General features: G+C 72.5%; 20 protein-coding genes. 11 read left to right on the plus strand and 9 right to left on the minus strand.

Translation table 11 applies throughout. The annotated features are described in order from the left end of the window. Positions 1-158: 158 nt before the first annotated feature. Both WME82_RS47705 and WME82_RS47710 read right to left on the minus strand, forming a co-directional pair. Positions 159-875 (minus strand): DJ-1/PfpI family protein, encoded by a 717-nt coding sequence (locus WME82_RS47705; RefSeq protein ID WP_438040749.1) that lies wholly within the window; start codon positions 873-875, stop codon positions 159-161. 276 nt (positions 876-1,151) lie between these two features. Next, positions 1,152-2,111, minus strand: a complete 960-nt coding sequence (locus WME82_RS47710) for a GlxA family transcriptional regulator (RefSeq protein ID WP_438040750.1) — start codon at positions 2,109-2,111, stop codon at positions 1,152-1,154. A 149-nt stretch (positions 2,112-2,260) separates the two neighbouring features. On the opposite strand from WME82_RS47710, the gene WME82_RS47715 reads away from it, so the two are divergent. From WME82_RS47715 to WME82_RS47730, 4 genes are read left to right on the plus strand one after another with little or no spacing between them, the layout of a single operon-like run. Then, a complete protein-coding gene (locus WME82_RS47715; protein ID WP_438040751.1) occupies positions 2,261-2,986 on the plus strand; it encodes an ABC transporter ATP-binding protein in 726 nt (241 codons plus the stop codon). Continuing rightward, on the plus strand, positions 2,983-4,239 hold the full coding sequence (locus WME82_RS47720) for an ABC transporter permease (RefSeq protein WP_438040752.1): 1,257 nt from the start codon (positions 2,983-2,985) through the stop codon (positions 4,237-4,239). The genes WME82_RS47715 and WME82_RS47720 overlap by 4 nt, the downstream gene beginning before the upstream one ends. Beyond that, complete coding sequence (locus WME82_RS47725; protein WP_438040753.1) at positions 4,236-5,420, plus strand: FtsX-like permease family protein; 1,185 nt, start codon at positions 4,236-4,238, stop codon at positions 5,418-5,420. Before WME82_RS47720 ends, WME82_RS47725 begins: the two co-directional genes overlap by 4 nt. Continuing rightward, a complete protein-coding gene (locus WME82_RS47730; RefSeq protein ID WP_438040754.1) occupies positions 5,417-6,751 on the plus strand; it encodes a sensor histidine kinase in 1,335 nt (444 codons plus the stop codon). Before WME82_RS47725 ends, WME82_RS47730 begins: the two co-directional genes overlap by 4 nt. On the opposite strand, the gene WME82_RS47735 is transcribed toward WME82_RS47730, so the two are convergent. Together WME82_RS47735 and WME82_RS47740 are read right to left on the minus strand one after the other, a co-directional pair. Then, positions 6,744-8,171, minus strand: a complete 1,428-nt coding sequence (locus WME82_RS47735) for a sigma-54-dependent transcriptional regulator (protein WP_438040755.1) — start codon at positions 8,169-8,171, stop codon at positions 6,744-6,746. The genes WME82_RS47730 and WME82_RS47735 overlap by 8 nt on opposite strands. A 35-nt stretch (positions 8,172-8,206) precedes the next feature. Further along, positions 8,207-8,818: an NADPH-dependent FMN reductase gene (locus WME82_RS47740; RefSeq protein ID WP_437743083.1), complete on the minus strand. Its 612-nt coding sequence runs from the start codon at positions 8,816-8,818 to the stop codon at positions 8,207-8,209. A 360-nt stretch (positions 8,819-9,178) separates the two neighbouring features. On the opposite strand from WME82_RS47740, the gene WME82_RS47745 reads away from it, so the two are divergent. After that, positions 9,179-11,515 (plus strand): PAS domain S-box protein, encoded by a 2,337-nt coding sequence (locus WME82_RS47745; protein ID WP_438040756.1) that lies wholly within the window; start codon positions 9,179-9,181, stop codon positions 11,513-11,515. A 27-nt stretch (positions 11,516-11,542) separates the two neighbouring features. Here WME82_RS47745 and WME82_RS47750 read toward each other — a convergent pair whose 3' ends face one another. Continuing rightward, complete coding sequence (locus WME82_RS47750) at positions 11,543-12,070, minus strand: oxidoreductase (RefSeq protein ID WP_437855308.1); 528 nt, start codon at positions 12,068-12,070, stop codon at positions 11,543-11,545. Then, positions 12,067-12,984, minus strand: a complete 918-nt coding sequence (locus WME82_RS47755) for a class I SAM-dependent methyltransferase (protein ID WP_438040757.1) — start codon at positions 12,982-12,984, stop codon at positions 12,067-12,069. Before WME82_RS47755 ends, WME82_RS47750 begins: the two co-directional genes overlap by 4 nt. A gap of 198 nt (positions 12,985-13,182) precedes the next feature. Here WME82_RS47755 and tam point away from each other — a divergent pair, with 198 nt between their 5' ends. After that, positions 13,183-13,953, plus strand: coding sequence for a trans-aconitate 2-methyltransferase (gene tam / locus WME82_RS47760; RefSeq protein ID WP_438040758.1), 771 nt, complete (start codon positions 13,183-13,185; stop codon positions 13,951-13,953). Between the two features lie 18 nt (positions 13,954-13,971). Here tam and WME82_RS47765 read toward each other — a convergent pair whose 3' ends face one another. Continuing rightward, entirely contained in the window at positions 13,972-14,352 is a 381-nt protein-coding gene (locus WME82_RS47765) for a hypothetical protein (RefSeq protein WP_438040759.1), read from the minus strand. Positions 14,353-14,781: 429 nt separating this feature from the next. Here WME82_RS47765 and WME82_RS47770 point away from each other — a divergent pair, with 429 nt between their 5' ends. Next, complete coding sequence (locus tag WME82_RS47770) at positions 14,782-17,364, plus strand: tetratricopeptide repeat protein (protein WP_438040760.1); 2,583 nt, start codon at positions 14,782-14,784, stop codon at positions 17,362-17,364. A gap of 328 nt (positions 17,365-17,692) precedes the next feature. Beyond that, positions 17,693-18,346, plus strand: a complete 654-nt coding sequence (locus WME82_RS47775; RefSeq protein WP_438040761.1) for an exonuclease domain-containing protein — start codon at positions 17,693-17,695, stop codon at positions 18,344-18,346. On the opposite strand, the gene WME82_RS47780 is transcribed toward WME82_RS47775, so the two are convergent. Further along, positions 18,282-18,788, minus strand: coding sequence for a MarR family winged helix-turn-helix transcriptional regulator (locus tag WME82_RS47780; protein ID WP_437743091.1), 507 nt, complete (start codon positions 18,786-18,788; stop codon positions 18,282-18,284). The two genes, WME82_RS47775 and WME82_RS47780, sit on opposite strands and share 65 nt — an antisense overlap. A gap of 50 nt (positions 18,789-18,838) precedes the next feature. Here WME82_RS47780 and WME82_RS47785 point away from each other — a divergent pair, with 50 nt between their 5' ends. From WME82_RS47785 to eutB, 3 genes are all read left to right on the plus strand, one after another. After that, positions 18,839-19,516 carry a DUF4336 domain-containing protein gene (locus WME82_RS47785; protein WP_438040762.1) on the plus strand — a complete coding sequence of 226 codons (678 nt, stop codon included), beginning with the start codon at positions 18,839-18,841 and terminating at the stop codon, positions 19,514-19,516. A gap of 79 nt (positions 19,517-19,595) precedes the next feature. Beyond that, the gene (locus tag WME82_RS47790; RefSeq protein WP_438045006.1) at positions 19,596-21,008 is read left to right on the plus strand and encodes an ethanolamine ammonia-lyase reactivating factor EutA; all 1,413 of its coding nucleotides are present in this window, start codon (positions 19,596-19,598) and stop codon (positions 21,006-21,008) included. Between the two features lie 39 nt (positions 21,009-21,047). Further along, positions 21,048-23,258: an ethanolamine ammonia-lyase subunit EutB gene (eutB, locus tag WME82_RS47795; protein WP_438040763.1), complete on the plus strand. Its 2,211-nt coding sequence runs from the start codon at positions 21,048-21,050 to the stop codon at positions 23,256-23,258. A 246-nt stretch (positions 23,259-23,504) separates the two neighbouring features. On the opposite strand, the gene WME82_RS47800 is transcribed toward eutB, so the two are convergent. Continuing rightward, a complete protein-coding gene (locus WME82_RS47800; protein WP_438040764.1) occupies positions 23,505-24,059 on the minus strand; it encodes a hypothetical protein in 555 nt (184 codons plus the stop codon). Positions 24,060-24,693: the final 634 nt, after the last annotated feature.

The following is a 24,693-nucleotide window of genomic DNA, read 5'->3' on the forward strand; positions in this document are numbered from 1 at the left end:
GAGTTGTCGCAGCGCGGTCAAGAGGTATCCCGCGATCCACGTGACGACCAGCCCCCGGGAGGCCGCGGCGTGGGCGGCGCGCTCACGATCGACGAGGGATGCTGCGACGAACGCTGGCATGATCTTGCGGGCCATCGCGGCTGCGCGCCCGGTGCGCCTCAGCGAGCTCTGTTGCTCCTCTCGGCGGCGATCTTCCGCATCTGCTGATCGTACGGGTCGAGGACGCTCAATATGCGCTGCGTCAGCTCGGGTCCCGCAGCTTCGGGCACCCCGGCGTTGAACGGCGGGGCGGGGTCGTATTCCAGCATGAGCTGCGTCAGCTTCGCGGCGTCGTCTCCGCGCAGCAGCGCCAGCAGCGTCAGCCCGAAATCGATGCCTGCGGTCACCCCGCCGCCCGAGATCCGGTTGCGATCGACCACGACGCGCGCCCGGACACACTCCACGCCGAACGCCTCCAGGATGTGGCGCGTGGACCAGTGTGTCGTGGCCTTGTATCCTTGCAGCAAACCTGCCGCGGCCAGGATGAGCGACCCTGTGCACACGGAGGTCACGTACCTGGAGCGGGCGCCCCGATCCCTCAGGAACCGAAGGATCTCCTGATCCACCATGGCGTCGGGGGTGCCCATGCCGCCCGGCACGAACAGGATGTCCAGGTCGTCCGGACAGTCGCTGAAGGTCGCCGTCGGCTGGATAGGAACCCCCGAGTCAGACATGACCAGGTCGCGCGTCTTCCAGAGCAGATACGTCGTCGCGTGAGCGGTCAGCACGCTTTGCGGGCCGATCAGATCCAGCGCCGTGAGGCCCGGGTAGAGCACCATGCCGACCCGGAGCGGCGGCTGAGGATCTGGCAGCTTGATATCATAGGTGTCCGTCATCGTTCGTCCCTCATCCCTTTCGATTCTTCATCTGCTGATGATCGCCTCGATGGCGGAGCTTCGTCTCGACGCGGCCCCGCGCCTGGCGCTCACGAGCGCGCCGCGGAACGCGCTTCGCAGGCCTGACTATGAGCGACGCTGGCGGGGGCGGAAAGGACATCGTCCCCTGCTTTCAGGACACGCAGGCGCAGGGCCCCGGCGCACCCCGTCGCACGCAGCTGCGCCCGAAGCATCCGGCGAGCGACGACGGCGCTCGGCCGAGCGCCCGGCGTCCGCTCACGCTCGACCGAAGCGCCTCCGGTAGTCCTCCGGCGTGACCTGCAGGGTGCGCTGGAACGCGCGCCGCATCCGCTCGTCCGTGCCGAAGCCGCAGTCGCGCGCGAGCTGCTTCATCGAGGCTCGGCCTCCCTCGAGGCAGGAGCGCGCCTGCTCCAGCCTGGCCGACTCGACGAACTTCGCGGGGGTCATCCGCATGGCCCGGGTGAACGTCCGCGCGAAGTTGCGCGGGCTCATCCCGGCCCTCTCCGCCAGCGCCTCGACGCGCAGGTCGGCGTCGAGGTGCCGGAGCACCCAGTCGATCACGCCCTGCAGCGGGCCCGCGGCGACCGTCTGCGCGAGGAGCGGGCGGCTGAACTGGGACTGGCCACCCGGGCGCTTGAGGAACACCACGAGCCCCCGCGCCACCTGGAGCGCCATGTCGTATCCGAGATCCTCCTCCACCATCGAGAGCGCGAGGTCGATGCCCGCTGTCATGCCCGCCGACGTGTAGATCTTCCCGGACCGCACGAAGATGGCGTCGGGGTCGACCTCGACGCCGGGAAACTCGCGCGCGAGCGCTGCCGCGGAATGCCAGTGGGTGGCCGCCCGGCACCCCGCGAGCAGCCCCGCGGCGGCGAGGAGGAAGGCGCCGGTGCAGACGGCGCCCATGCGCCGCACCTCGGGCGTCGTCGCGCGCAGCCAGGCGAGCAGCCGGGCATCCCGCGTCGCTTCACGGGTCTCGCCCCCGGCGACAAGCACCGTATCGATGCCGGGCGCCAGATCCGCGAGCGCCTTGTGGGCGACGATCTGCACCCCCGACAGCGTCCGGATCACGCCGCCGTTCACGGCCGCGATCTCGACCGCATAGGCGGGGGGAGCGCCGGGCACCTTCGCTCTCGCGATGTCCGAGGCCAGGGCGAATACGTCGGTGGGCCCCACCACGTCGATGGCGCTCGCGCCGTCGTAGACCACGGCCACGACCCTGCGCGTCGGTCCATGGCGATGCGCGCGCGGCGCGGCAGAGGGAGCGGATTTCGATGCAGGGAGCCGCTTCACGCGACGACGGTAGCTGGCTGGCCGGTGGCCGTGAAGATAAAGTACCTGCATTTCCTGCCAAAGAGACCGACATGATAGGGATGACGAACGTCACCAAGGTCTACCGGCGCGGCCTGCTCGAGACCCACGCGCTCGCCAGGTTCACGCTGCACGTCGCGCGCGGCGAGTTCCTCGCGGTGATGGGCCCCTCGGGCTCCGGGAAGACGACGTTCCTCAATGTCGCCGGGTTGCTCGATCCATTCGACGGGGGCGAGTACCTCCTCGACGGCGAGCCGATGCAGGGGCTCTCGGATGCCCGTGCGAGCGCGATCCGGAACCGGAAGATCGGCTTCGTGTTCCAGAGCTTCCAGCTCATCGCCGACCTCGACGTGTTCGACAACGTGGACGTGCCGCTGCGGGTCCGCGGCCTGGGCGCGCGCGCGCGGCGCGAGCGTGCCTTGCGCGCGCTCGAGGACGTCGGCCTGAGCGCGCGGCTCCGCCACCGGCCCAGCGAGCTCTCGGGCGGCCAGCAGCAGCGCGTCGCGATCGCGCGCGCGCTGGTCGGCGAGCCCTCGCTCCTCCTGGCCGACGAGCCGACCGGAAACCTCGACTCCCGCTCGGCGCGGCAGATCCTCGATCTCCTCGAGCGCATCCACGCCGGCGGCACGACGATCGTCATGACCACGCACGACCCCGAGCTTGCGGCGCGGGCGCGCCGCAAGGTGCACGTGCTCGACGGCAAGCTCATCGATCCGTGGGCGCCCTCGGACCCCGGCGCGCGCGCGGAGGCGCCGGTGACAGCGGCGAGCCGCGAATGAAGCTCGGCCACACGCTCTGGCTGGCCCGGAGGAGCCTCGGGCGGCAGCCGGTCCATACCGCGATCGTGCTGCTGGCGTTCACGCTCGGCCTCGCGGTGTGGACGGCGGCGCGCGCGGTCCTCCACGAGCGCGCGTCCGACCCGCTGGCGTCCGCGCGCGATGTCTACCTCGTCTCCCTCCGGCACGAGGGCGGCGCGCCCGTGGCGCCGGGCGCGATCCATCCCTCGAGCCTGCGCGACCGCGTCCTCCTCGGAAGCCCCCATCCCCCGCGCAAGACCGACCTCTTCGCGGCCATGGCCGCCGGCAGCGCCGATGGCGGTCCGCTCGTTCCGGTCGTGGTGGCATTCTGTACCCACGATCTGTTCGGGATGTTCGGGATCCCGGTCCGAAGCGGGGCGCTCTGGTCGCTGGCGGAGGGCGCCGGGGAGGATCGCCCGGTCGTGCTCACCGAGGCGGCCGAGCGCACGCTGTTCGGCGGGGCGAGCGGCCTCGGGCGCACGCTGCGCCTGTTCGGAGAGCCTTTCCGGGTCGCCGGCGTCGTCGCCATGCCGGCCGCTCCCGGCACGCGCGCCTCGCGTCATCCCATCGTCTTCGCGCCGAGCGCCGTGGGCATCGCGCTCGGCGTCCGGCCGCCGGTGATCCACGAGCGCGAGGACCCGAGCGGGGGCTTCGACGCGCTCGCGGCCTCCGACAACGGCTGGCTGGAGCTCCTGGTCGAGCTCCCCGACGAGGCCCGTCGGGCCGCGTTCCAGGCCGAGCTCGACGCCCACGTGGCCCGCGAGCGCGCGCGCGGCCGGCGCGTCCTCGGGGCCGAGCTCGTGCCGCGCGAGCGCGTGCACGCGCTCCGCGTGGACGACCCGGGCACGACGCTCTTCGCCCTGCTCGCCGACGTGCTGCTCGGGGCCTGCACCCTCAACGCCGCGCGGCTCCTCGAGGGGAAGTTCCGCGCGAAGCGCGCCGAGATCGCCGTTTACCGCGCGTTCGGGGCGAGCTCCCGCGCTGTCTTCCTCGAGCTCCTGCTCGAGGCGATGCTCGTGGCCGCCGGCAGCGCCGCGCTCGCTCTCGGCGTCGCCGTGGCCGCGCTCGCCGTCGTCAACCGCGTCATCCACCTCCGGCCGATCGACTACCACCTGGACGCGCGGACCTCGGCCGCAACGGTCGCTGCCGCCCTCGTCATGGGCCTCCTCGCCGGCGGGTACCCGGCGTGGCGCGCGGCGAGGCAACCCCCCGCCGAAGGGCTCCGGCGCTCGTGATCGGCCCCATCGTCAAGGCGCTCGCCCGCCAGAAGATCCCCGCGCTCCTGATGGTGCTCGAGACCGCCTTCGGCTTCGCTGTCGCCGTGCACGCCTCGGGGCTCGCCCTCCACTACGCCCGCGCCGCCGCCGCGCCGCGCGGCATCGACACGCGGTCGCTGCTCCTCGCGATGACGGAGCGCGACGGCCCGAGCTTCGCGTCCCGAGGCGAGCGCGAGGCCGCGGTCCGCCGCGACACCGAGGCCCTCGCGCGCGTCGTGGGCGTCCGCGGCGCCGCCGAGGCGAGCTCGGCGCCGTTCAACGTCACCCACCGGGAGCTCGTCGAGACGACCTCCCCGGGCGTTCCGAGCGCGCTCGCGTGGATGCTGGACGACCGCGGCGGCGTCGCGGCCGTCCTCGGCCTGGCCCCGCTCGAAGGGCGCTTGCTCGCCCCCGGGGACGCCGCGGACGCGGCGGCGACGCCCGCCGTCGTCACGCAGGCGCTCGCGGCGCGCCTCTTCCCGGACGGCCGCGCGATCGGGCAGATCGTGCGCCGGAGCGCCCGGCAGAAGCCGCTCGCCATCGTCGGCGTCGTGCCGCCGTTCCGCGCCGCCCTGGGGCCCGACGCCGACAGCGCGCTCTTCGCGGCCGAGGGGCCGCCGCTCGGCCGCACGCTCTCTTACCTGATCCGGGTCGAATCAGACGACGGCGCCGGCGCGCGGGTGCGCGAGGCGCTCGAGCGCGCCGATCCGCGCCGCGTCGTGCTCGTGCGCGCGCTCGACGAGGGCGCCGAGCTCGACACCCACACGAACCGCGGCGCTGGCGCCCTCGCCCTCACGCTGATCGGCATGATGCTCGTCGTCGTCTTCCTGGGGCGCATCGGGATGGCGTCGCTGCTCGTGTCGGAGCGCCGCCAGGCCCTCGGCATCCGCCGCGCCCTGGGCGCGACCCGCGCCGACGTGGCGCGCCTCATCCTCGTGGAGAACGCGCTGCTCACGACCGCTGGCCTCGCCGCGGGCGCCGGCGCCCTCGCCGGGCTCCAGGCCGCGGCGCGCGTGGCCGCCCCCGAGCTCGACCTGCCGCTGGATCCACGCGCGGTCGCCCTGGTCGCCGTCGCCGTGTGGCTCGCCGGCATGGCGGCGGCGCTCCTGCCCGCGCTCCGCGCGAGCGCCGTCTCCCCCGCCGAGGCGTCGCGATCATGAGGCCGATCCGCGCGCCGCTCCCGGTACGCCACGCCGCGGTGGTGCTCCTGAGCTCCGCCGCCGCCTGCGCCGGGAGCCTGGCCGCGGCGCAGGCGCAGGCGTCCCTGCCCGTGTCCGCCCTTGCGGGGCTCGGGCTCGCCCTGGTCGCCGGCGCGCTCGGCTCCCGCCTCCTCCTCGGGCGTACGCTCGGCGCGCTTCGCGCGGTGACCGATGGCCTCTCGAGCTTCGCCGAGTCGGACTACACGCAGCGCGTCCGGTACGACCGCCGGGACGAGCTCGGGGATCTCGTCGAGCGCCACAACCGCCTCGGCGACGCCCTGCGGGCGCAGCGCGACGACCTCTACCAGAAGGAGCTCCTGCTCGAGACGGCGCTCGACGCCACGCCCGTCGCGATGGTGCTCCACGACGAGGCGGGCCGGATCGTGTACGGCAACGGCGCCGCGCGCGCCCTCTTCGCCGCGGGCGAGCGCGTCGGCCAGAGGACGCTCTCCGCGCTGCTCGCGGGGGAGCCCGAGGAGCTCCGCGCCGCGATGGTCGCCGGGCGGGACGCCCTCGTGTCCGTCGAGCGCCGGGGCGAGATCGAGACGCTGTACGTCGCCCGCCGCGCGTTCCGCCTGAACACCCAGGCGCACGTCCTCGTCTCGGTCCGGTCGCTCACGCGCGAGATCTCGCGCCGGGAGGCGGAGCTCCACAGGGACGCGATCCGGTTGATCAGCCACGAGCTCAACAACTCCCTCGCGCCGATCTCCTCGCTCCTCCACTCGGGCCGCCTCCTGCTCGATCGCCCGGAGCAGCGGGAGCGCCTCGGCGTGGTCTTCGACACCATCGAGGAGCGGAGCGCGCACCTCGCCCGCTTCCTCGCCGCGTACGCCGAGCTCGCGCGCCTCCCGCCGCCCGCCCCCGAGCGGGTCCCGTGGCGCCCCTTCCTCGAGCGGCTGCGCGGGCTCGCGCCCTTCACGCTGGGCGACGCGCCGGACGAGCCAGGCTTCTTCGATCCAGCGCAGATCCAGCAGCTCCTCCTGAACCTGCTCAAGAACGCGGTCGAGGCCGGGAGCCCGCCCGACCGGATCGAGGTCTCGGTGCGGCGCCTCTCGACGGGCGAGCTCGCGCTCACGGTGGCCGACCGCGGCCACGGGCTGCCGGACGACGCCTCGGGCAAGGCGCTCCTGCCCTTCTACTCGACGAAGCAGCAGGGCCGCGGGCTCGGCCTCGCGCTCTGCCGCGAGATCGCGACCGCGCACGGCGGCGCGCTCGCGCTGCGGCGCCGCGAGGGGGGCGGGGCCGAGGCGGAGTGCCGCCTGCCGCCGCCGCCGGACGAGCGCGCTACTTGAGCTTCCGCTCGATCTGGATCCCGAGCCGGTCCATGCGCCGGTAGAGCCCCTGCCGGCTCAGGCCGAGCGACGCCGCGGCCTTGGCGACGACGCCCCGCGCCTCGACGAGCGCGCGCTCGATCTCGAGGCGCTCGGAGGAGGTCGCGGAAGGCGCGGACGACGCGGCGTGCGCCGCGGGCGCGGCGCCGGTCGCGATGGGCGCCGGCGGCACGCGCGCGACCGCGTCGAGCCCCAGGTCGTGCGGCTCGATCGTCTCGCCCTTGCGCACCAGCGCCGCGCGCGTGAGCCGGTTCTCGAGCTCGCGGACGTTGCCCGGCCAGTCGTGCTCGGCGAGCGCGTCGCGCGCGCGCGGGCCGAGCGTCACCCGCTCGCCGCCCGCCGCGCGCGCGGCGAGGCGATCGAGCAGGTGGCTCGCGATCGGCACGATGTCCTCGGGGCGATCGCGCAGCGCGGGGATTGTCAACTCGATGACGTTGAGCCTGAAGTACAGGTCTTCGCGGAAGGATCCCTCGGCGATCGCCCGCGGGAGATCGCGGTTGGTCGCGCTCAGCACGCGCACGTCGGCCTTGCGGGTGACGCTGCTCCCGAGCCGCTGGTACTCGCCGGTCTGGAGGACGCGCAGCAGCTTCTTCTGGCCGTTCAGCGACAGCGTGCCGATCTCGTCGAGGAAGAGGGTGCCGCCGTCGGCCTCCTCGAAGCGGCCGGCGCGGAGGCGGGTCGCGCCGGTGAACGCGCCTGGCTCCGCGCCGAACAGCTCCGCCTCGACGAGCTCGTCGGGGAGGGCCCCCGCGTTCACCTTGACGAACGGCCGGCCCCGCCGCCGCGAGTTGGCCTGGACGATGGCGGCGAGGAGCTCCTTCCCGGTGCCGTTCGGCCCGGTGATGAGGACGGGCACGTCGGCGGGCGCGACCTTGACGGCGAGGCTCACGACCTCGTGCATCGCGTCGCTCGCGTACACGAGGCCGGCCAGGTCGTGGCGCTCGGCGAGCCTGTGCCGCGCGCGCCCGCGCTGGGCCAGGAGGCGCGCGTTCTCCTGCTCGAGCGCCCGCAGCCGCGCGAGGTTGCCCACGATGGCGACGAGCTTCTGGTCGTCCCACGGCTTGGGCACGTAGTCGCTCGCCCCGGCCTTGATCAGCTCGACCGCGCCCGCGATCGACGTGAACGCGGTCATGGCCACGACGGGCAGCTCGGGGTCGACGGCCTTGATCCGGCGGAGCAGCTCCATCCCCTCTTCGCCCGAGGTGGCGCTCTGCCGGAAGTTCATGTCCTGGACCACGGCGCCGAGCTCGTCGCCGAGCACCGCCGCCATCGCCTCGTCGGGCGTGGCGGCGACGCGGACCTCGTGCCCGTGCAGCTCGAACAGCGTCGTCAGCGCGACGCAGACGGCGGGCTGATCGTCGATGACGAGGATCTTCGGCACCCGGCGAGACTAGCGTGTTCGCCCCCGGGGGCCCGTCACATCCCGTAAGGGTACTTGGCCAGGTCGATCACGCCGCTCGCGCGGACCTGCTGCAGGGCTCTCCCGTACTGGAGGAGCATGCCCAGCGCGTAGCGGAGCCGCTCGCGAATCCGCTCGTCGTCGGGGGACTGCGGCGCCTCCGGGTCGTTGAGGAGGCCGCGGACGTTGCGCACGATCACGTGGTCCGGGATGTAGCAAAGGTACGTGTTCTTGTAGCTGCTCATGCGCAGCTCCGCGATCGGGTAGGCGCCGCCCGCGCTCGCGGAGACCCCGACGATGAGCGCGGGCTTGTGCGCGAGCTCGCCCCGGGAGCAGAGGAGGAAGAAGTTCTTCAGTCCGGCGGGGACCATGCCGCCCCACTCCGGCGCGATGATCACGAAGGCGTCGGACGTCTTGAGCTCGGCGGAGATGGGGGCCCAGACGCGCTCCCATTTCTCGGACGGCTGCCATACCTCCGGGTCCCACAGCGGAAGCGGGTTGTCGGCGAGATCGAGCGTGTACGTGGAGGAGACGTCCGTCGACGACGACAGCTGTTGCTGCACGTGGCGGGCGATCTTCCCCGATTCGGAGCCGTTGCGGTGACTGCCTGAGATGACAGCGAGCTTCATAGGGTCTTGCGTGCGGCCGGCGACGGATCGCGCGGCGCTCCTCGGTGATCGGTGGAATGCGGCGCGATGCTACCGCGCGCTCGCGCGGCGGGTCGAGGGGTTCGTCGGCGCGGGTGACCCTCGGCCCCGCGCCGCTCCGCGCGAGGCGCCGCGGTGAGAGGCCTCGTATCGAGGGGGCGCGAGAGGCGACTCCTGTCCACGTGGCGCTGTCGCGCGCCGCGCCAGAGCCGCTGTGAAGGGCCGAGCCGGCTCGATTCGCGAGCTGCCGGGGGGCGCGCCGTTGCTCTACGATGCCCGCGACGCCGCGTGCCTGGTGGCCGGTACGCAGGCCGGCGATCTCGGGGGCGTCGCGGGGGACGGGTGATATCGACTCAAGAAGAGCTGGAGGGCGCGGCGAGCGCAGCGCTCCCCGAGGGGGGAAGCCCTGGGTCGGGGGGGACGCGCCCGGGCGCGAGCGGGATCTTCGCGGACCTCGTGAGCGTGCGCGACCTGCTCCAGGCGATCGAGCTCGCCGGCGTGCCCCTCGTCATGGGAGATCCGGTGACGGCGCGGATCGTGGGGTGCAACCGGGCGTTCTGCGAGCTGACGGGCTACTCCGAGGCGGAGCTCCTCGATCGCCCCTTCGCCGACCTCACGCACCCTGACGATCGCCCGCGGGACGCCGCCACCTGCCTGCAGGCCCTGAACGGCGGGCACCTCGAGTGGCGCAGCGAGAAGCGCTACATCCGCAAGGACGGCCGCGTCCGCTGGGCGGTGGTGCGCGGCACGGTGATCAGGGACGAGCGCGGCAAGCCGGTGCGGACGATCGGCGTGGTCAAGGACATCACCGAGCGCAAGCAGGCCGAGGAGACGCGGCGCTGGAGCGAGGACCGTTACCGCGGCCTCGTCGAGGCCACCGAGGAGGTCGTGTGGACGACGACGCCGGAGGGGCTCACGCAGCAGCACTCGCCGCACTGGTGCTCCGTCACCGGCCAGAGGCCCGAGGAGATGCTCGGGGTCGGGTGGCTGGCCGTCGTTCACCCGGACGACCGGGAGCGGACGATGCAGACCTGGACCCGCGCCGTCGAGGCGAAGGCGCGCTACGAGGTCGAATACCGGATCCGGGCCGCCGACGGCAGCTACCGGCGGACGCAGGCCCGGGCGGTGCCGCTGCTCGATGCGGAGGGGCGCGTGCGCGAGTGGGTCGGGATGAACATCGACATCACCGACCGGCGCCAGACCGAGGAGCGCTTCCGCGCGGCCCAGGAGCTCTCGCTCGACGCGTTCGTCGTGCTCCGGGCGGTGCGCGACGCCGGGGGCCAGATCGTCGATTTCCTGTTCGATTTTGCGAACCCGGCGGCCGGGCGGCTCCACTGCGTGCCCCTGGATGCGCTCATCGGCCGTCGGCTCCTCGACGTGATGCCCGATCAGCGGGCGGAGATGTTCCCGCTCTACGCGCGCGCCGTCGAGACCGGCGAGCCGCACGACAAGGAGGTCGAGCTCACCGCCGGCGGGCACCGCGTGTGGGTGCGCAACATGGCCGTGAAGGTCGGCGACGGCGTGGCCGTGTCCTGCCATGACATCACCGCGCGCAAGCAGGCCGAGCAGGCGCTCCTGGAGGCCGATCGCCGCAAGGACGAGTTCCTCGCGATGCTGGCGCACGAGCTCCGGAACCCGCTGTCGGCCATCCAGTTCTCGCTCAGCGTCTCGCAGATGCCCTCGGTCCCCGAGCCGCGGCGTGCGTGGGCGCGGTCGGTCATGCAGCGGCAGCTGTGCCAGCTCGGCCGCATGGTCGACGATCTGCTCGACGTCTCGCGGATCACGCGCGGCAAGATCGCGCTGCAGCAGGCGCCGCTCGATCTCCGCGACGTCGTCCGCCAGGCGGTGGAGGCGGCCGCGCCGCTGATCGACGCCTCGAGGCACGAGCTCTCGCTCGACGTCGGCCCGCGGCCGCTCCCGGTGTTCGGAGACTCCGCGCGCCTGGAGCAGGTGATCGTCAACCTCCTCACGAACGCCGCGAAGTACACCCACGAGGGCGGGCGCATCTGGCTCTCCGCGGGCCAGGAGGAGGCGGAGATCGTGGTCCGGGTGAAGGACACCGGGGTCGGCATCCCGGCGGAGATGCTGCCGCGGATCTTCGGCCTGTTCGAGCAGGCGCACCCGACGCTCGACCGCGCGCGCGGCGGGCTCGGGCTCGGGCTCACGCTCGTGAAGCGGCTCGTCGAGATGCACCGGGGCTCGGTGTCGGCCGCGAGCGACGGCGACGACCGCGGCTGCGAGTTCACGGTCCGCCTGCCCGCCGTCGAGGCGGCGGCCGAGCCCGGGGAGGCCGTCGAGCCGGCCCCGAGCGCGCGCCCGCGGCGGGTCCTCGTCGTGGACGACAACCGCGACCACGCGTTCGCCCTGGCGCTGCTCCTGGAGCAGGCTGGCCACGCGATCGGGCTGGCGCACGACGGGGCCTCGGCGCTGGAGATGGCGCGCAGCTTCGCGCCCGACGTGGTCCTGCTCGACATCGGCCTGCCGGAGATGGACGGCTACGAGGTCGCCCGGAGGATGCGGCGCTCGCCGGGCGCGAGGGAGCTGAAGATCATCGCGTTCACCGGTTACGGCCAGCAGGACGATCTGCGCCGATCGAGGGAGGCCGGGTGCGACGCCCACCTGGTCAAGCCGATCGCTCCCGACGTGCTGCTCGCGCACCTCGCGCGCGGCGAGCGGTAGCGGCCGGAGCCGCTTGAGGAGGACCGTTTACGAAGGCTCGAAGGGGATGGGCCGACCGCGGCGCCAGCCGCGCCCGAGCAGCCGCTCGATGAGCCCGATCGCCAGCGCCGAGGCGAGCGTCAGGGCGGCCGTCTCCGCGCGCGCGGCGGCCAGCGCGGCGAGGAGCGCGCCCGCGGCGAGGACCCAGGGGCGCACCATGGTGAGCGGGCCCAGGATCGTCACGCTGGCGAGCACGCGCGCCTCGTGGATGGGCAGCGCGTAGGCGAGCAGGGCGGCGCAGACGAGGGCGGCGTAGGCGCCGTAGACGAGGATCAGGCGCCGTCCGGCCGCGAGCAGATCGATCCAGAGGCCCGCAGGGTCGGGCGCGAGCCCGAGCACGGCGAAGGTGAGGGCCGCGAGGGCGGCGACGGCGAGGAGCCCGGCGAGGGCGCCGCGGCGGACGGCGCGGAGGAAATAGGCGCGCTTCTCGATGCGCGGGTTGCGGCCGGCGGCGTCGCGAAAGCCGCAGAACGCGGCGTCGACCAGGGCGAGCGCGGCGAGCAGCGCGGGGATCACGAGAACGCCCCGAGCCGGCGGCCGCCGCGCGGGCCGAGCTGCTCGGCGAAGGGCGCGCGCAGGTCGGGGCGGAGGCCGATCACCGCGTGCATGATGCGCAGGACGGGAAAGGGCCCGACGTGGCCGTCGAACAGCGCGGAGGAGAGGCCCTCGGCGCCCGCGCGCGCCGCGGCGAGGAGCGCGTCGCCGGCGTGGGCGCGGAGGGCGGAGAGGACGCCGTCGTGGCGGGAGAGCGGCTCGCGCATGCGGGCCTGGTGGAATATCCAGGCGCCGAGGGGGGACAGGTGGCTCGGCTTGATGTCGAAGTGGAGGAACGCGAGGGCGCCGGCCCTGGCCTGCTCGCGGAAGAACGACACGAGGGCGTCGCCGCGGAAATGGTGGACGACGCCGGTGGACAGGAAGACGGTGGCGGGCTCGCGCAGCGTGAACGCGTTGGCCACGTGGAAGCGGCACGGGAGGCCCTCGTCGGTGGCCGCCGCGCGCGCATTGTCGATCAGCGCGCGGTTGTAGTCGCAGCCCACGAGCTCGACGTCGGCGCCAAGCGCCCCGCGGGCGGCGAGCCAGCGGACGACGTAGCCGAGCCCGCAGCCCACGTCGACGACGCGCAGGGGGCGGGGCGCGCCGGCGGCGCGCAGCGCGTCGAGCAGCGGCGCGAGCACGAAGCGGACGCGCGCTCCCTGGTCGAACTCCTCGGACAGGCGCTGCAGCTCGGCGTGGACGCGGAGCAGGAGCGCGTCGACGGCGGCCTCGTCGAGGAGATCGTCCCGCGCCGGCAGCCGCGCGGCGAGCCGGGCTGCGCCGGGGCGGCCTGCGGCGCGGAGGCGCTCGACCACCGCGCTCCGGCGCACGGGCAGGCGCGCGAGGGTGTCGGGATCGTAGTCGACGAGGAGATCGGAGATCTCCGGAGCATCCACCGGCGCGAGGGTGCCGCTCCCGTGCGGGGATGTCCAGCGCGACGCTCGGCCGCGCCGGCGCTGTCGTGCGTCGCGACAGTTGCCGCGGTCGTCCTTGGCCTCTACGTCGATGGGCGTGCCCGGATCTGCTGGAGGCAGAGAGCAGGGGGGCGGCGGTGGAGCTCACGCTCTGGCGTGCTGGCTCGGTGGAGGTGTGCAATGGCGGACTGGGATCCTGCGCAGTACCTGAAGTTCGAGGACCAGAGGGCGCGTCCTGCGATTGACCTGCTCGGCCGGGTCGACCTCACCGCGCCGGGCGACATCGTCGATCTCGGGTGCGGGGCCGGCAACATCACCCGCCTCGTGGCGCAGCGCTTCCCGGGCCGGGGGATCCTCGGGGTCGACAGCTCTCCGGAGATGCTGGCGCAGGCGCGCGCCGCGCTGCCCGGGGCGCGGTTCGTCGAGGGTGATATCGCGCGCTTCGCGCCGTCCGCGCCGCCCGCGCTGATCTTCAGCAACGCCGCGCTGCACTGGCTCGACGACCACCAGGCGCTGTTCCCGGCGCTGCTCGGGCGGCTCGCGGCCGGCGGCGTGCTGGCGGTGCAGATGCCGAGGAACCACGGCGCGCCGTCGCACGCGGCGATGGTGGAGGCGAGCCGGTTGCCTCGCTTCCGCGACAAGCTGGCGGCGGTGGTGAGGGAGAGCCCGGTCGCGGCGCCGGCGGCGTATTACGGGATGCTGGCGCCGCACGCGGCGCGGCTCGACATCTGGGAGACGGAGTATCTGCACGTCCTCGAGGGCGCGAATCCGGTCGTCGAGTGGACCAAGGGGACGGCGCTGCGGCCGCTGCTCGCGGCGCTCGATGAGCACGAGCGGGCCGAGTTCCTGGAGGAGTACGGCGGGCGGGTGGCGGCGGCGTATCCGAAGGCGGCGGACGGGAAGACGCCGTTTCCGTTCCGGCGGTTGTTCCTCGTCGCCACGGCGCGGTGAGCGCCGCCGCCGCGCGGATCAGGGCGTGTACTCGATGGCGCCGACGCCTTCGGCCTCGGGGAGCACGGTCACGAGCGCCTGCGCGCCGACGGAGACGGAAGAGAGCGAGGAGCGGACGGCGACGAGCCATGTCCGGTCGCTCCTGCGCGCGACGACGATGGCGCAGCGCTCGCCCTGGGGCGTGCCCGCGCGCGCCTCGGCCTCCTGGACCACGCGCGCCTCGGAGGCGTCGCAGCCCTGGACGTCGAACTTGCGGTTCAACAGCGCGGTGAGCGCCACGCTGGCGGCCTTCTTCGCCGTGACCTCTTCGGCCGTCGGGGCCGCGGGGGGCGGCGCCGGGGCGCACCCGGCGGAGAGCGCTGCGAGGAGAGGTATCCACCGTGCGATGGGGCGTGTCACGGCGCTGTCCTATCGCGGCGGCGGCGCCAGGGGAAGCCCTCGTCGCGAGCAGGTCGGCTGGCGTCTCCCAAGACGCGTCGGCGCGGAGCGCTTGCCGTTTCAAACCCCTTTTTGAACCGCAACAGGGCCCGTCCAGCGTCTAGGACGTGAGGCTGCGCTGGTGGAGGCGTCTCCAGGCGCGTGACCTGCTTCCGGGACGTCGTTGCGCACGCACCTGCTCGAGAGAGCGGGTACGACATCCGGACGATCAAGCGCTGCTCGGCCACTGCGACGGTGCGTGCATGTCCGCGCTGCGCCGCAGGTGCCGTCGACGCCAAGCCGATCCGGCGATGTTGGGCGAGGTCATCCGCGAGGGGGGAAGCCCACGACAGCGCCCTGCTCGCACGGGGGTATGCATGCCGACCAGATCGCGGATAATGTCGCCACTTCGTGAGGATCTCTCCCGCTTCCGTTTTCATCTCGTACGTTCCCGAGGACGATGCGTCCGTGCGCGCGCTGGAGAAGCAACTCGCGCCGCTCCGGAACGCCGGGAAGATCACGACGTGGAGCAAGCGGGCCATCTGCGCGGGCGACGACATGCGCGCCATGATCCGCGAGCATCTCGCGGCGGCGGACGTGATCCTGCTGCTCATCAGCGCGGACTACCTCGCGACGGAAGCGGCCGGTCAAGAGATGGCGGCGGCGCTGCGACGTCGCGAAGCTGAAGGGGCCGCGGTCGTGCCGGTGCTGGTGCGGCCTTGTCTTGTCGAAGAAACACCGCTCGGCCGCCTGAGTGCGCTGCCCGATAGCGGCGAACCCATCGAGAGGTGGGCGAACAAGGACGACGCCTGGTTGAGCGTGGCGCAGGCGCTGCGCGACCTCGTTGCCGAGCGGTTGCAAGGCCGTCGTGGCGCGAGGCCACCGCCGTTGCCACGCGCGCCACATTTCCTGGGCCGCGACGCGATCGCCGGCGAGGTTACGGCAGCGATCGTCGCCGAGCCGCCGCAGCCGATTATGCTGTTCGGCGGGCCGGGAATCGGAAAGACGACGCTCTCGCTGGCTGTACTGCATCGTCCGGAGGTCGTGAAACGGTTCGGCGCGCGGCGCCTATTTGCGCGGCTCGACAGCGCGACGAGTGGCGCAGCGGCGCTTGGCGTGCTGGCTGGGGCGGCGGGGCTCTTGCCCGGCGCCGACTTGCGCGCGGCGCTACGCACGTGGCTCGCCGAAGCCCCGGCGCTCGTGGTGCTCGACAACATCGAGACGCCGCATGACGCCGATCGCGAGGGCACCGAGGCGCTGATCGGAATGCTCGCCGAGGTACCGGACGTAGCCGTGCTCGCGTCGAGGCGGGGTACGCTGCGGCCTGCGGGCGCCGCGTGGAAGAGCCTGCAGCTGAAGCCGCTGTCCCCGCCGCTCGACGTTGAGCTGTTCTGCACGCTGGCGCCCGAGCACGCGGCGCAGCGTGCGATGGTGGCGATGCTCGTGGCGCCGCTCGGCGGCGTGCCCCTCGCGATCGCGCTGCTCGCGCACGCGGCGCAGGGCAACGATCTCGCGAACCTCCGCGCCGAGCAGCGGACACGACGGACTGCAGCACTCGCGCAGGGCGGTCGGGACAAGCACGCGAGTTGGGCCGCCTGCGTCGACGTGTCGTTCCGCTCGTCGCGGATGACCGGAGATGCGGCGCGGCTTGCCAGGGTGCTTGCGCGGCTCCCTGAGGGGGCCGCAGCCGAGGATTTGCCGCAGCTTCTTTCTGGGGCGGCCTCGGCCTCAGCTCCATCAGCCGCACGCGTACTGGTGCACGTGGGCCTCGCATACTTTGAGAATGGCCGGCTCCGCATGCTCCCGCCGCTGCGCGACCACGTGGCTGCGGCACACCCTGCGGAGGCCACCGATCACGAGGGGGCGGCCGAGCATTACCGTGTCCTAGCGCAGGCCCTCGGCCCCAAGGCGGGCGGCTCGGGCGGACGCGAAGCCATCGAGCGGCTCACTCCCGAATGGGCCAATATGGAGGAAATGTTGCGTGAGCGGCTCTTGATGGAGGCCCCGACGTTATGGATCGACGCGGCCGCCGCGCTCCGCGACTTCGTACGGTTCTCGGGTCGCGGTACTGCCAGCGTGGTGGAGGCTGCTCTGATCGCCGCCGAACGTATCAAAGACACACATCGGTTGGCTACGTGCGCCTGTGCGCTGGGCGACATCGCTCTCGCCCGCTCCGACCATGACGAGGCGCGGGCCCGCTTTGAGGCCGCGCTGCCGCTTTATCGGCACGTGAGGGACATGCTCGGCGAAGCACGTTGCATCTTGAACCTCGGTGATATCGCGCTTGCCAGGTCGGATCATCGCGAGGCGCGCGCCTGCCTTGAGACCGCGCTGCCACTGTACCGGCAGGTGGGTAACGTGCTCGGCGAGGCGCACTGCATTCTGAGCCTCGGCGACATCGCGTTCGCGCGCTCCGATCATGAGGAGGCACGCTTCCGATACGAGACCGCGCGGCCGCTTTACCGGCAGGTAGGCGATCTGCTCGGTGAGGCGAACTGCATCCAGAACCTTGCCCACATCGCGCTCGCGCGCTCCGATCCTGGCGAGGCGCGCGCTCGATACGAGACCGCGCTCCCGCTTTACCAGCAGGTCGGCTCGGTGCTCGGAGAGGCCAATTGCATCCGGCGCCTCGGCGATATCGCGCTCTTTCAACTCGAGCATGACGAGGCACGTGCTCGTTACGAGGCCGCGCTGCCGCTCTACCGCCAGGTGGGATCGGTGCTCGGAGAGGCCAACTGCATCAAGAGCCTTGGCGACACCGCGCGCGCAGAAGGACGAAACGAAGATGCGCGCGCTCGGTACCAAGGCGCGCTCACCCTGTATGGGCGTATCCCGGCGCCGTACTCCATGGGCATGACGCACCGGTGGCTTGCGCGCATCGCCTCGGCGGATGTGGACCGTTGCCGGCACGTGGAGGCTGCACGGCAGCTCTGGACCGCGATCGACCGGCCGGATCTCGCGGCGGAGCTAGAGCTCGAATTCGGTGTGTCATAGCTTGGATTTGGGGCGCGACGCGCATCTCGCGTCAGCAGCTCAGCGCGCTCGCGTCCTCATCGAGCGGCCGTGGGCGAGGCCGGCGTCTCGCCGGTAGCTGACGAAGGGGTGGAGATCCTCGGCGGAGATCGACGCATAGAGCGTGAGCGCTCCGCTCCGGTCCGGCGCCTCGCCCGGAGGCGGATCGTTGGGCTGGAACGCGCGCTGATCGATCCCGCGCGCGTGCAGGCAAGCCCGCTCCTCGCCGGGCGGCGTGTCCGGAATCGTGTCCGGGTCCTCCGGTCATCGCGACCGCAGACTACCCGCAACGAATTCAAGGAGAACGCCGATGTCTTCCCTCACTCACTACCTGGTCATCGATCTCGAGGCGACCTGCAGCGACGACCCCGCCTTCCCCCGCGACGAGATGGAGATCATCGAGGTCGGCGCCGTGCTCGTCGATGCCGGCACCCTGCGATCCGCCGCCGAGCTGCAGTGCTTCGTGCGCCCGATCCGACACCCGCGCCTCTCGGCGTTCTGCATGCGGCTGACGAGCATCCGCCAGGCCGACGTCGACGCCGCGCCGCGCTTCCCCGCGGCGGCGGCGCGGCTGAGGGAGCTGGTGCGCGGAAAACAGGCGCTCTTCTGCTCCTGGGGCGGCTACGACAAGCGGCAGCTCGAGCGCGACGCCCGCCGCCACGGGGTGGCGCTGCCCTTCGGCGGCGATCACCTCAACCTCAAGCGGGCCTTTGCCCGCCGCCTCGGCGCCGAGCGCGAGCTCGGCGTGGGGCAGGCCCTGCGCCGGGTCGGCCTCTCGTTTCAGGGGACGCAGCACCGCGCCATCGACGACGCCCGCAACATCGCGCGGCTCCTGCCGCACGCGCTGGGCCTCGAGCCCCGCCCCGCCGGCGCTCCCGGGAGCCCCGCCGCGCCGGCGCTCACCGGCCCTCCGGCGGCGTCTCCGGGGCCTCCGGCGCCTCCAGCGCCGCGAGGAGCGCGGTGAGCCCCTTCTTCAGCGAGGCCATCTGCTTCTCCCCCAGGGCTCGCGTGAGCTCCTCCTCCAGCTCCTGCAGCACGCCGAGCCCGTAAAGGAGCATCTTCAGCCCGTGCGGCGTGAACCGCACCCGCTTCGCCCGCCGGTCGTCCGGATCGGGCGTCCGCTCCACCACGCCCGCCGCCTCGAGCTCCTCCACGAGCTGACCCACCGCCTGCTTCGTCACGCCGGCGCGCTCCGCCAGGTCGATCTGCCGCGTGCCCTCGAGATCGATGTACGGCATGAGCGCCGTGTGCGCCCGGCGCACCCCGGTCGCGCCGCGCCGGGCGACGCGCGCCACCGCCCGCTCGTCGAGCAGCCGCGCCGAGCGGAGCAGGAGCTGCCCGAGGCTCGCGCGCTTGCGCCGCTCGAGCTCGGCGACGTCGCATGGATCGAGGTCGTGCTTGTTCATGATAGTCAATTTGCTTGACCAAATGGTCAAGCTGATTTACCAATTGGAGCATGCTGCGACGGCTCGATCAATCCCTCTGGGTTGCGGAAGACACGTTGAAGGTGGGGTTTCTCCGGTTTCCGGTGCGATCTCCGATCGTGCGCCTCGAGGACGGCGGGCTGCTGCTGTTCTCGCCGCTCCCGAGCGTGGAGCGGGAGGCGGACGAGATCCGCGCGATCGGCGAGGTGCGGGCGATCGTGGCGCCGAACCTGCTGCACCACCTCGGCCTCTCGCCGGCGGCGCGGCTGTTCCCGGGGGCGCGGCTGGTCGGCTCCCGGGGGCTCCGCGAGAAGCGCCCTGACGTGACGTTCACCGGCGTGCTCGACGGCGCGCCGGACCCGCTCTGGTCCGCGGAGATCGACCAGGTGGCGGTCGGCGGGATGCCGAAGCTCGACGAGGTGGTCTTCTTCCACCGCCCGAGCAGGACCCTCTTCGTCTGGGATCTCTGCTTTCACATCGCGCAGAGCGATCACCTCCCGACGCGCCTCTTCATGCGCCTGAACGGCGCTTACGGGCGCTTCGGCCCGTCGCGCATCGCGCGCTCGATGATGCGCGATCGCGCGGCGGTGCGCGCTTCCGTGGAGCGGATGCTCGCGTGGGCGCCGGAGCGCATCGTGGTGGCGCACGGCGACGTCGTCGAGCGCGGCGGTCGAGCCGCGCTGCAGGGCGCGTTCGAGCGGGTGCTCTGACGTCCCTGACGTGGAGCGGCGCGCGGGCGCCGGTGCGGTAGAACTGTGGCCTGGCCATGAAGATCAGGACGGCCCGGTGATGGGCGCTCAGGTGACGCTGCTCGGCCTGGACTTCGGCTCCACAACGAGCTGCGCCGTGGCCGCCTCGGCGACGCTCACGCGCGCCGCGGGCAGCGGCCGGGTGGAGCTCGGCGCGCTGGAGGAGCGTTACCGATCGGAGATGGCGCTCACCCCCCTCGCCGGCGACGCCCTCGATCTCGACGCCGCGGCGGCGCTCCTCGATCGCTGGCTCGCCGAGGCGGGCGTGGCGCCCGGGGCCCTCTTCGGCGGCGGCGCGATCATCACCGGCCTCGCCGCGCGCCGGAGCAACGCCGACGCGCTCGCGGCGCTGATCCGCGCGCGCGTCGGCGAGGCGCTGCTCGCCGTCGCCGAGGACCCTTGCCTCGAGTCCTGGATGGCCTTCATGGGCAGCGCCGCTCCCCTGTCGCGCGCGCGCCCCGGCGAGCCCCTCATCAACCTGGACATCGGCGGCGGCACCACGAGCCTCGCGCTCGGCCTGGCCGGCGAGGTCCAGCGCACCGGCTGCCTCCTCGTCGGCGCGCGCCACGTCGCGCTCGACCCGCGCTCGCGCTGCCTCCGCGCGCTCTCGCCCGAGGCCCGCGCCGCCTTCGACCACCTCGGGGTCCGCCGCGGCCCGGGCGAGGTGCTCTCGCAGGCCGAGGCCGACGCCGTCGTCGCCTTCTACGTGGATCTGCTCGAGGCGGCGATCACGGGGCGCGCCGGCGCCTTCGCCGCGCCCGCGGCCGCGCGCCACGTGCAGGTGCCCTTCGCGCTGCCGGAGGGGATCGCCGCGCCCACCCTCACCTTCTCCGGGGGCGTGGGCGAGCTGATCTACGCCGGCCTGGCCGGGCGCCCCCTGCCCGAGCCCGCCCACCACGGCGATCTCGGCGTGGACCTCGCCCGAGCGATCCTCGCGTCACCTCGGCTGAGCGCGCGGGTGGCGACGCCGGCCAGCATGGGCCGGGCCACGGCGTACGGCCTGCTGCGCCACGCCACCCAGCTCTCCGGCGCGACGCTGTTCCTCCCGCGCCCCGAGCGCTTGCCCCTGCGCGACGTGCCCATCCTGGCGCGCATCTCGCCGGCCTCTTCCGACGCCGAGCTCGATCACGCCATGGACCTCTTCCGCTGGAGCACCCGCGGCGGCTGCCTGGAGATCGCCTTCGACGACGTCTCGGCGACGACCCTCAAGCGCCTCGGCGCGCGCCTCGCCGACGCGCTGCGCCAGGGCGGGGCGATCCCGGAGCACCCCCTCGTGCTGCTCACCGCGCAGAACGCGGGCAAGGCGCTCGGCGGCTACGTGACCGGCTGGGGCGCGCTGCCGGTCGACCTCCTCGTCATCGACGAGGTGCAGGCGCACGGCGCCCAGTTCGTCCAGGTCGGCCGCCTGTGCGATCAGGTCCTGCCCGTCTCGTTCTACGGGATGACGCCATGACGTCGCTCGGCGAACCTTCCGTGAAGGGAGGAGCGCGCCGTGAAGGAACCGACCCCGCTCGATCGGATCGAGGTCCCCCGCCCCCGGACCGACGTCGTCTACGCGGCCCGCCTGCCTGGCCACGGCGGCTCGTTCCGCGGCTTGAAGCGGCTCCTCGGCGCCGCCGACTGCAGCAAGGCCGGCGATCGCCAGGCAGGCCTCGCGGCGAGCGACGACGCGGCGCGGGAAGCCGCGCGGGAGCTGCTCGGCGAGCTGACCCTGGAGCACCTCCACGATCACCCGCTCACCGACGCGCGGGGCGAGATCGACGCGGTGATGCGCGTCAACTACGACATCGACCGAGACGCCTTCGCCCGGATCGCCTCGCTGCGCCTCGGCGAGCTCAAGGACCACCTGCTCCGCGCGCCCGGCCCGGAGGTGGCGCGCCTCGGCCGCGCCCTGACCGGGGTCATGGCCGCGGCGCTCGCCAAGCTCTGCGACGTGCACGAGCTCGTGTACCTCGCCCGCAAGATCAGCCGCCCGACCCGCGCCCGCACGCTCCTCGGCGCCCCGGGCACGCTCGCCTCGCGCCTCCAGCCGAACCACCCCACCGACGATCTCCGAGGGATCACCCTGCTGCTCTACTGGGGCCTCTCCCTCGGCGCCGGCGACGCGCTGCTCGGCGTCAACCCTGCGTCCGGCACGGTGGAGACCACCGCCGCGATCCTCCGCCACCTCGACCGCATCCGCCGCGCGACCGGCGTCCCCACGCAGATCTGCTGCCTGTCGCACCTCAAGGTGCAGCTCGCCGCGCTCGACCAGGGCGCGCCCGTGGAGATCCTCTTTCAGAGCCTGGCCGGCACCGAGTCCTGCTGTGTCACCGAGTTCGACGTCACCGTGGATCTCATCGACGAGGGTTATCACCGCATGGCCGCGCGCGGCCCGCTCGCGGGCCAGGCCGATCAGTTCATGTATTTCGAGACCGGCCAGGGCAGCGAGCTCACGTACGGCAAGCACGACGGCATCGACATGGCCACGGCCGAGGCGCTCTGTTACGGCCTCGCCCGCCGCTGGGACCCGTTCATGCTCAACAACGTCACCGGCTTCATCGGCCCGGAGACGCACCTCGACGACCGCGAGATGATCCTCGCGAACCTCCAGGACCATTTCATGGGCAAGCTCCTCGGCGTGCCCATGGGCATGGCCCCTTGTTACACCCTCCACGCCCACGTCACGCTGGAGGGCCAGCAGATGGCGACGCAGCTCCTCACCGCGGCGGGCGCCAATTACTACATGGATGTCTGTCTCAACACCGATCGCATGCTCGCCTACTTCGACACGAGCGGGCATGACGTGCAGACGTTGCGGGAGATCCATGGCCGCGCGCCCGGCGGCGAGTTCCTGGAGTGGTCCCTCGCGCGGGGCATCCTGGCGCGCGCGGGGGAGGGGCAGGGCGAGGAGGGCGCGATCACCCGCGGGCCGCGCTTCGGCGACGTGCGGCAGTTCTGCCCGGACGAGGCCGAGCTCGCCGAGCTGCTCGCGGCCACGCCCGCCGCCTACGGCTTCGCGACCGCCGGCCCGCGCCCGGCCAACGCGGTGAGCCGCCGCGGTCGCCGCGACGAGGCCATCGCGCGGGCGGCGCTCGCCACCGAGCTGCGCGAGGACGAGCTGGCCCGCGTCGCCGCGTTCCGCCTCATCGCCACGACGGCGGCCAGCAAGGGAGAGCACCTCGGCTCCGCCGACGCGGGGGCGCGCCTCTCCCCGGAGAGCGCCGCCCGGCTCGCGCCGGAGGAGGCCGAGGTGCAGATCGTGGTGTCGGACGGCCTGAGCGCCGAGGCCGTCCACCGCAACATCCCTGACCTGCTCCCGGTCCTGCTGGACGGCCTGGGGGCGCGCGGCGTGACCGTCGGCCAGCCGCTGCTCGCGCGTTACGGCCGGGTGAAGCTCGCGGAGGCCGTCGCCGAGCGGCTCGCGGCGCGGCTGGTCATCGTGCTGCTCGGCGAGCGCCCGGGGAGCGGCGAGCAGGCGTCGAGCAGCCTCTCGGCCTACCTCGCCTACCGCCTCACGCCCGGCGCGGACCAGGAGGCGGCCGCCGCCTTCAGCGGCAATCCTGCCATCGGCTTCGAATACACGGTGATCTCCAACATCCACGCTGACGGGCTGCCCGCCGCGGAGGCGGGGGGCGTGATCGTCGAGAAGGCCCTGGCGGTGCTCGCCCACCGCGCGGCCGGCAACCGGCTGGAGGCGTCGCTTGCCGGGGGCGCCGCTTGAGCCGAGCTGGGGGCTGGATTCGAGAAGATCAACGATGCCCACGCGCGCCACCACCGAGAGCATCGAGGTGTAGACCAGGCCGAGGGAGCGATCCATCATCGCGATGTGCGCCGGCGTCACGAGGTCAGCGAGCCGCAGCAGCGTGCGCCTGAGTCCCATCCCGAAGCGCAGCAGGAACGCGGGCGGCGCGTTGGGCAATGGGTTCGGCCCCAGGGCGACCGGGCGCGCCGTCAAGAACGGACGCGTTCAGCGCTTCGTGACGGTAACGTTGCCGCTGGCGAAGCTCGAGCTGAACCATGCTGTGGCCTTCGTCGTGCCGTCGCACGTGCCACGCAGCGTCACCTGCCGTGAGCCGCAGGCGGTGCCCGAGAGCGTCAATCGAATCAAAAACTCGTCAGCCGATACAAGGTTGGTAATTACTTCCCAGCTACCGCTTGCGATGTCCCAGGTGCCACATTCGTCGTTCTCGACGTAGGGGCGCTCGCCGGAGGTGGTGATGGTACCGCCCCTACCGAACGAAAATTGCCCACGGACGCCAGAACCGCTGAATTCGACGGTATTCCCATACGCAATGAGGCTTGTGCACACGTTACTGTTCGTAAACTCGCTGTCACGATCGTAGGGAACATCACCGCCGTTGGCGACCATGAGGTACGACACCGCAGCGGCCGCCCGAGCCGACGATCTCTCCTGCTCGGCCTCGACCTCACGCTCCGGGACCGACAGCGCGTTCGCCGTACAAGCTGCCAGAAGTAGTGATCCTTGAATCGCCACACAGCGCAGACGCTTGATCGAGTTCATGGTGTCTCCTCCAGCATGCTGACTCAGTAGCGGCGACCCCCTTGTTCCGAATTGGCTCGCGCAGTGTGCCGGGGTCCGCACGCTCGAGCGATCGCGGCAGCTTCAGGGCGTTCTGTCACGGCGTTCGTGGCATCCGGGCCATCATCCGGAATTTACCGACCGGGCTGTCATCGGGTAGGCCATAGACACCTCCGTGCACGACGTACAGCTCGTCACTGGCACAGTAATCCCACATACCTCCGAAACGGTGCGAAGCCGCCAACAAAAATCGGAGCTGGTTTCCTATTGCGGACCCTCGGTTGACGATCTGCGGAGATCATAAAGCACTGCCACCCGCACCTGCCAGGTGGCAGTATCGCTCAACACGCAAAGCGGATTTGAGCTGGCTAATCCGCTCAGGTTCCATTCTCCTAAAATACCGCGGGCATCATCCTCGGGTGGATGCTGAAACCCGCGAAATTTTCTTGCAAAGCGAACTGCCCAGCGGAGAGCGCGTCGTCTACGCGCTCCTTGTCTGATACGAACCCGAGTTTTATATCCCGGAGTCCGGGTGCATCGTGCATGAACGACCCGGCGCCTGTTGGTATAGAGCATGCTCCTGCCCGGTCGTGTGACGAGCAGGGCGGAGAACTCC

The organism is Sorangium sp. So ce128 (genome assembly GCF_051525245.1).
GTDB lineage: Bacteria > Myxococcota_A > Polyangia > Polyangiales > Polyangiaceae > Sorangium > Sorangium cellulosum_B.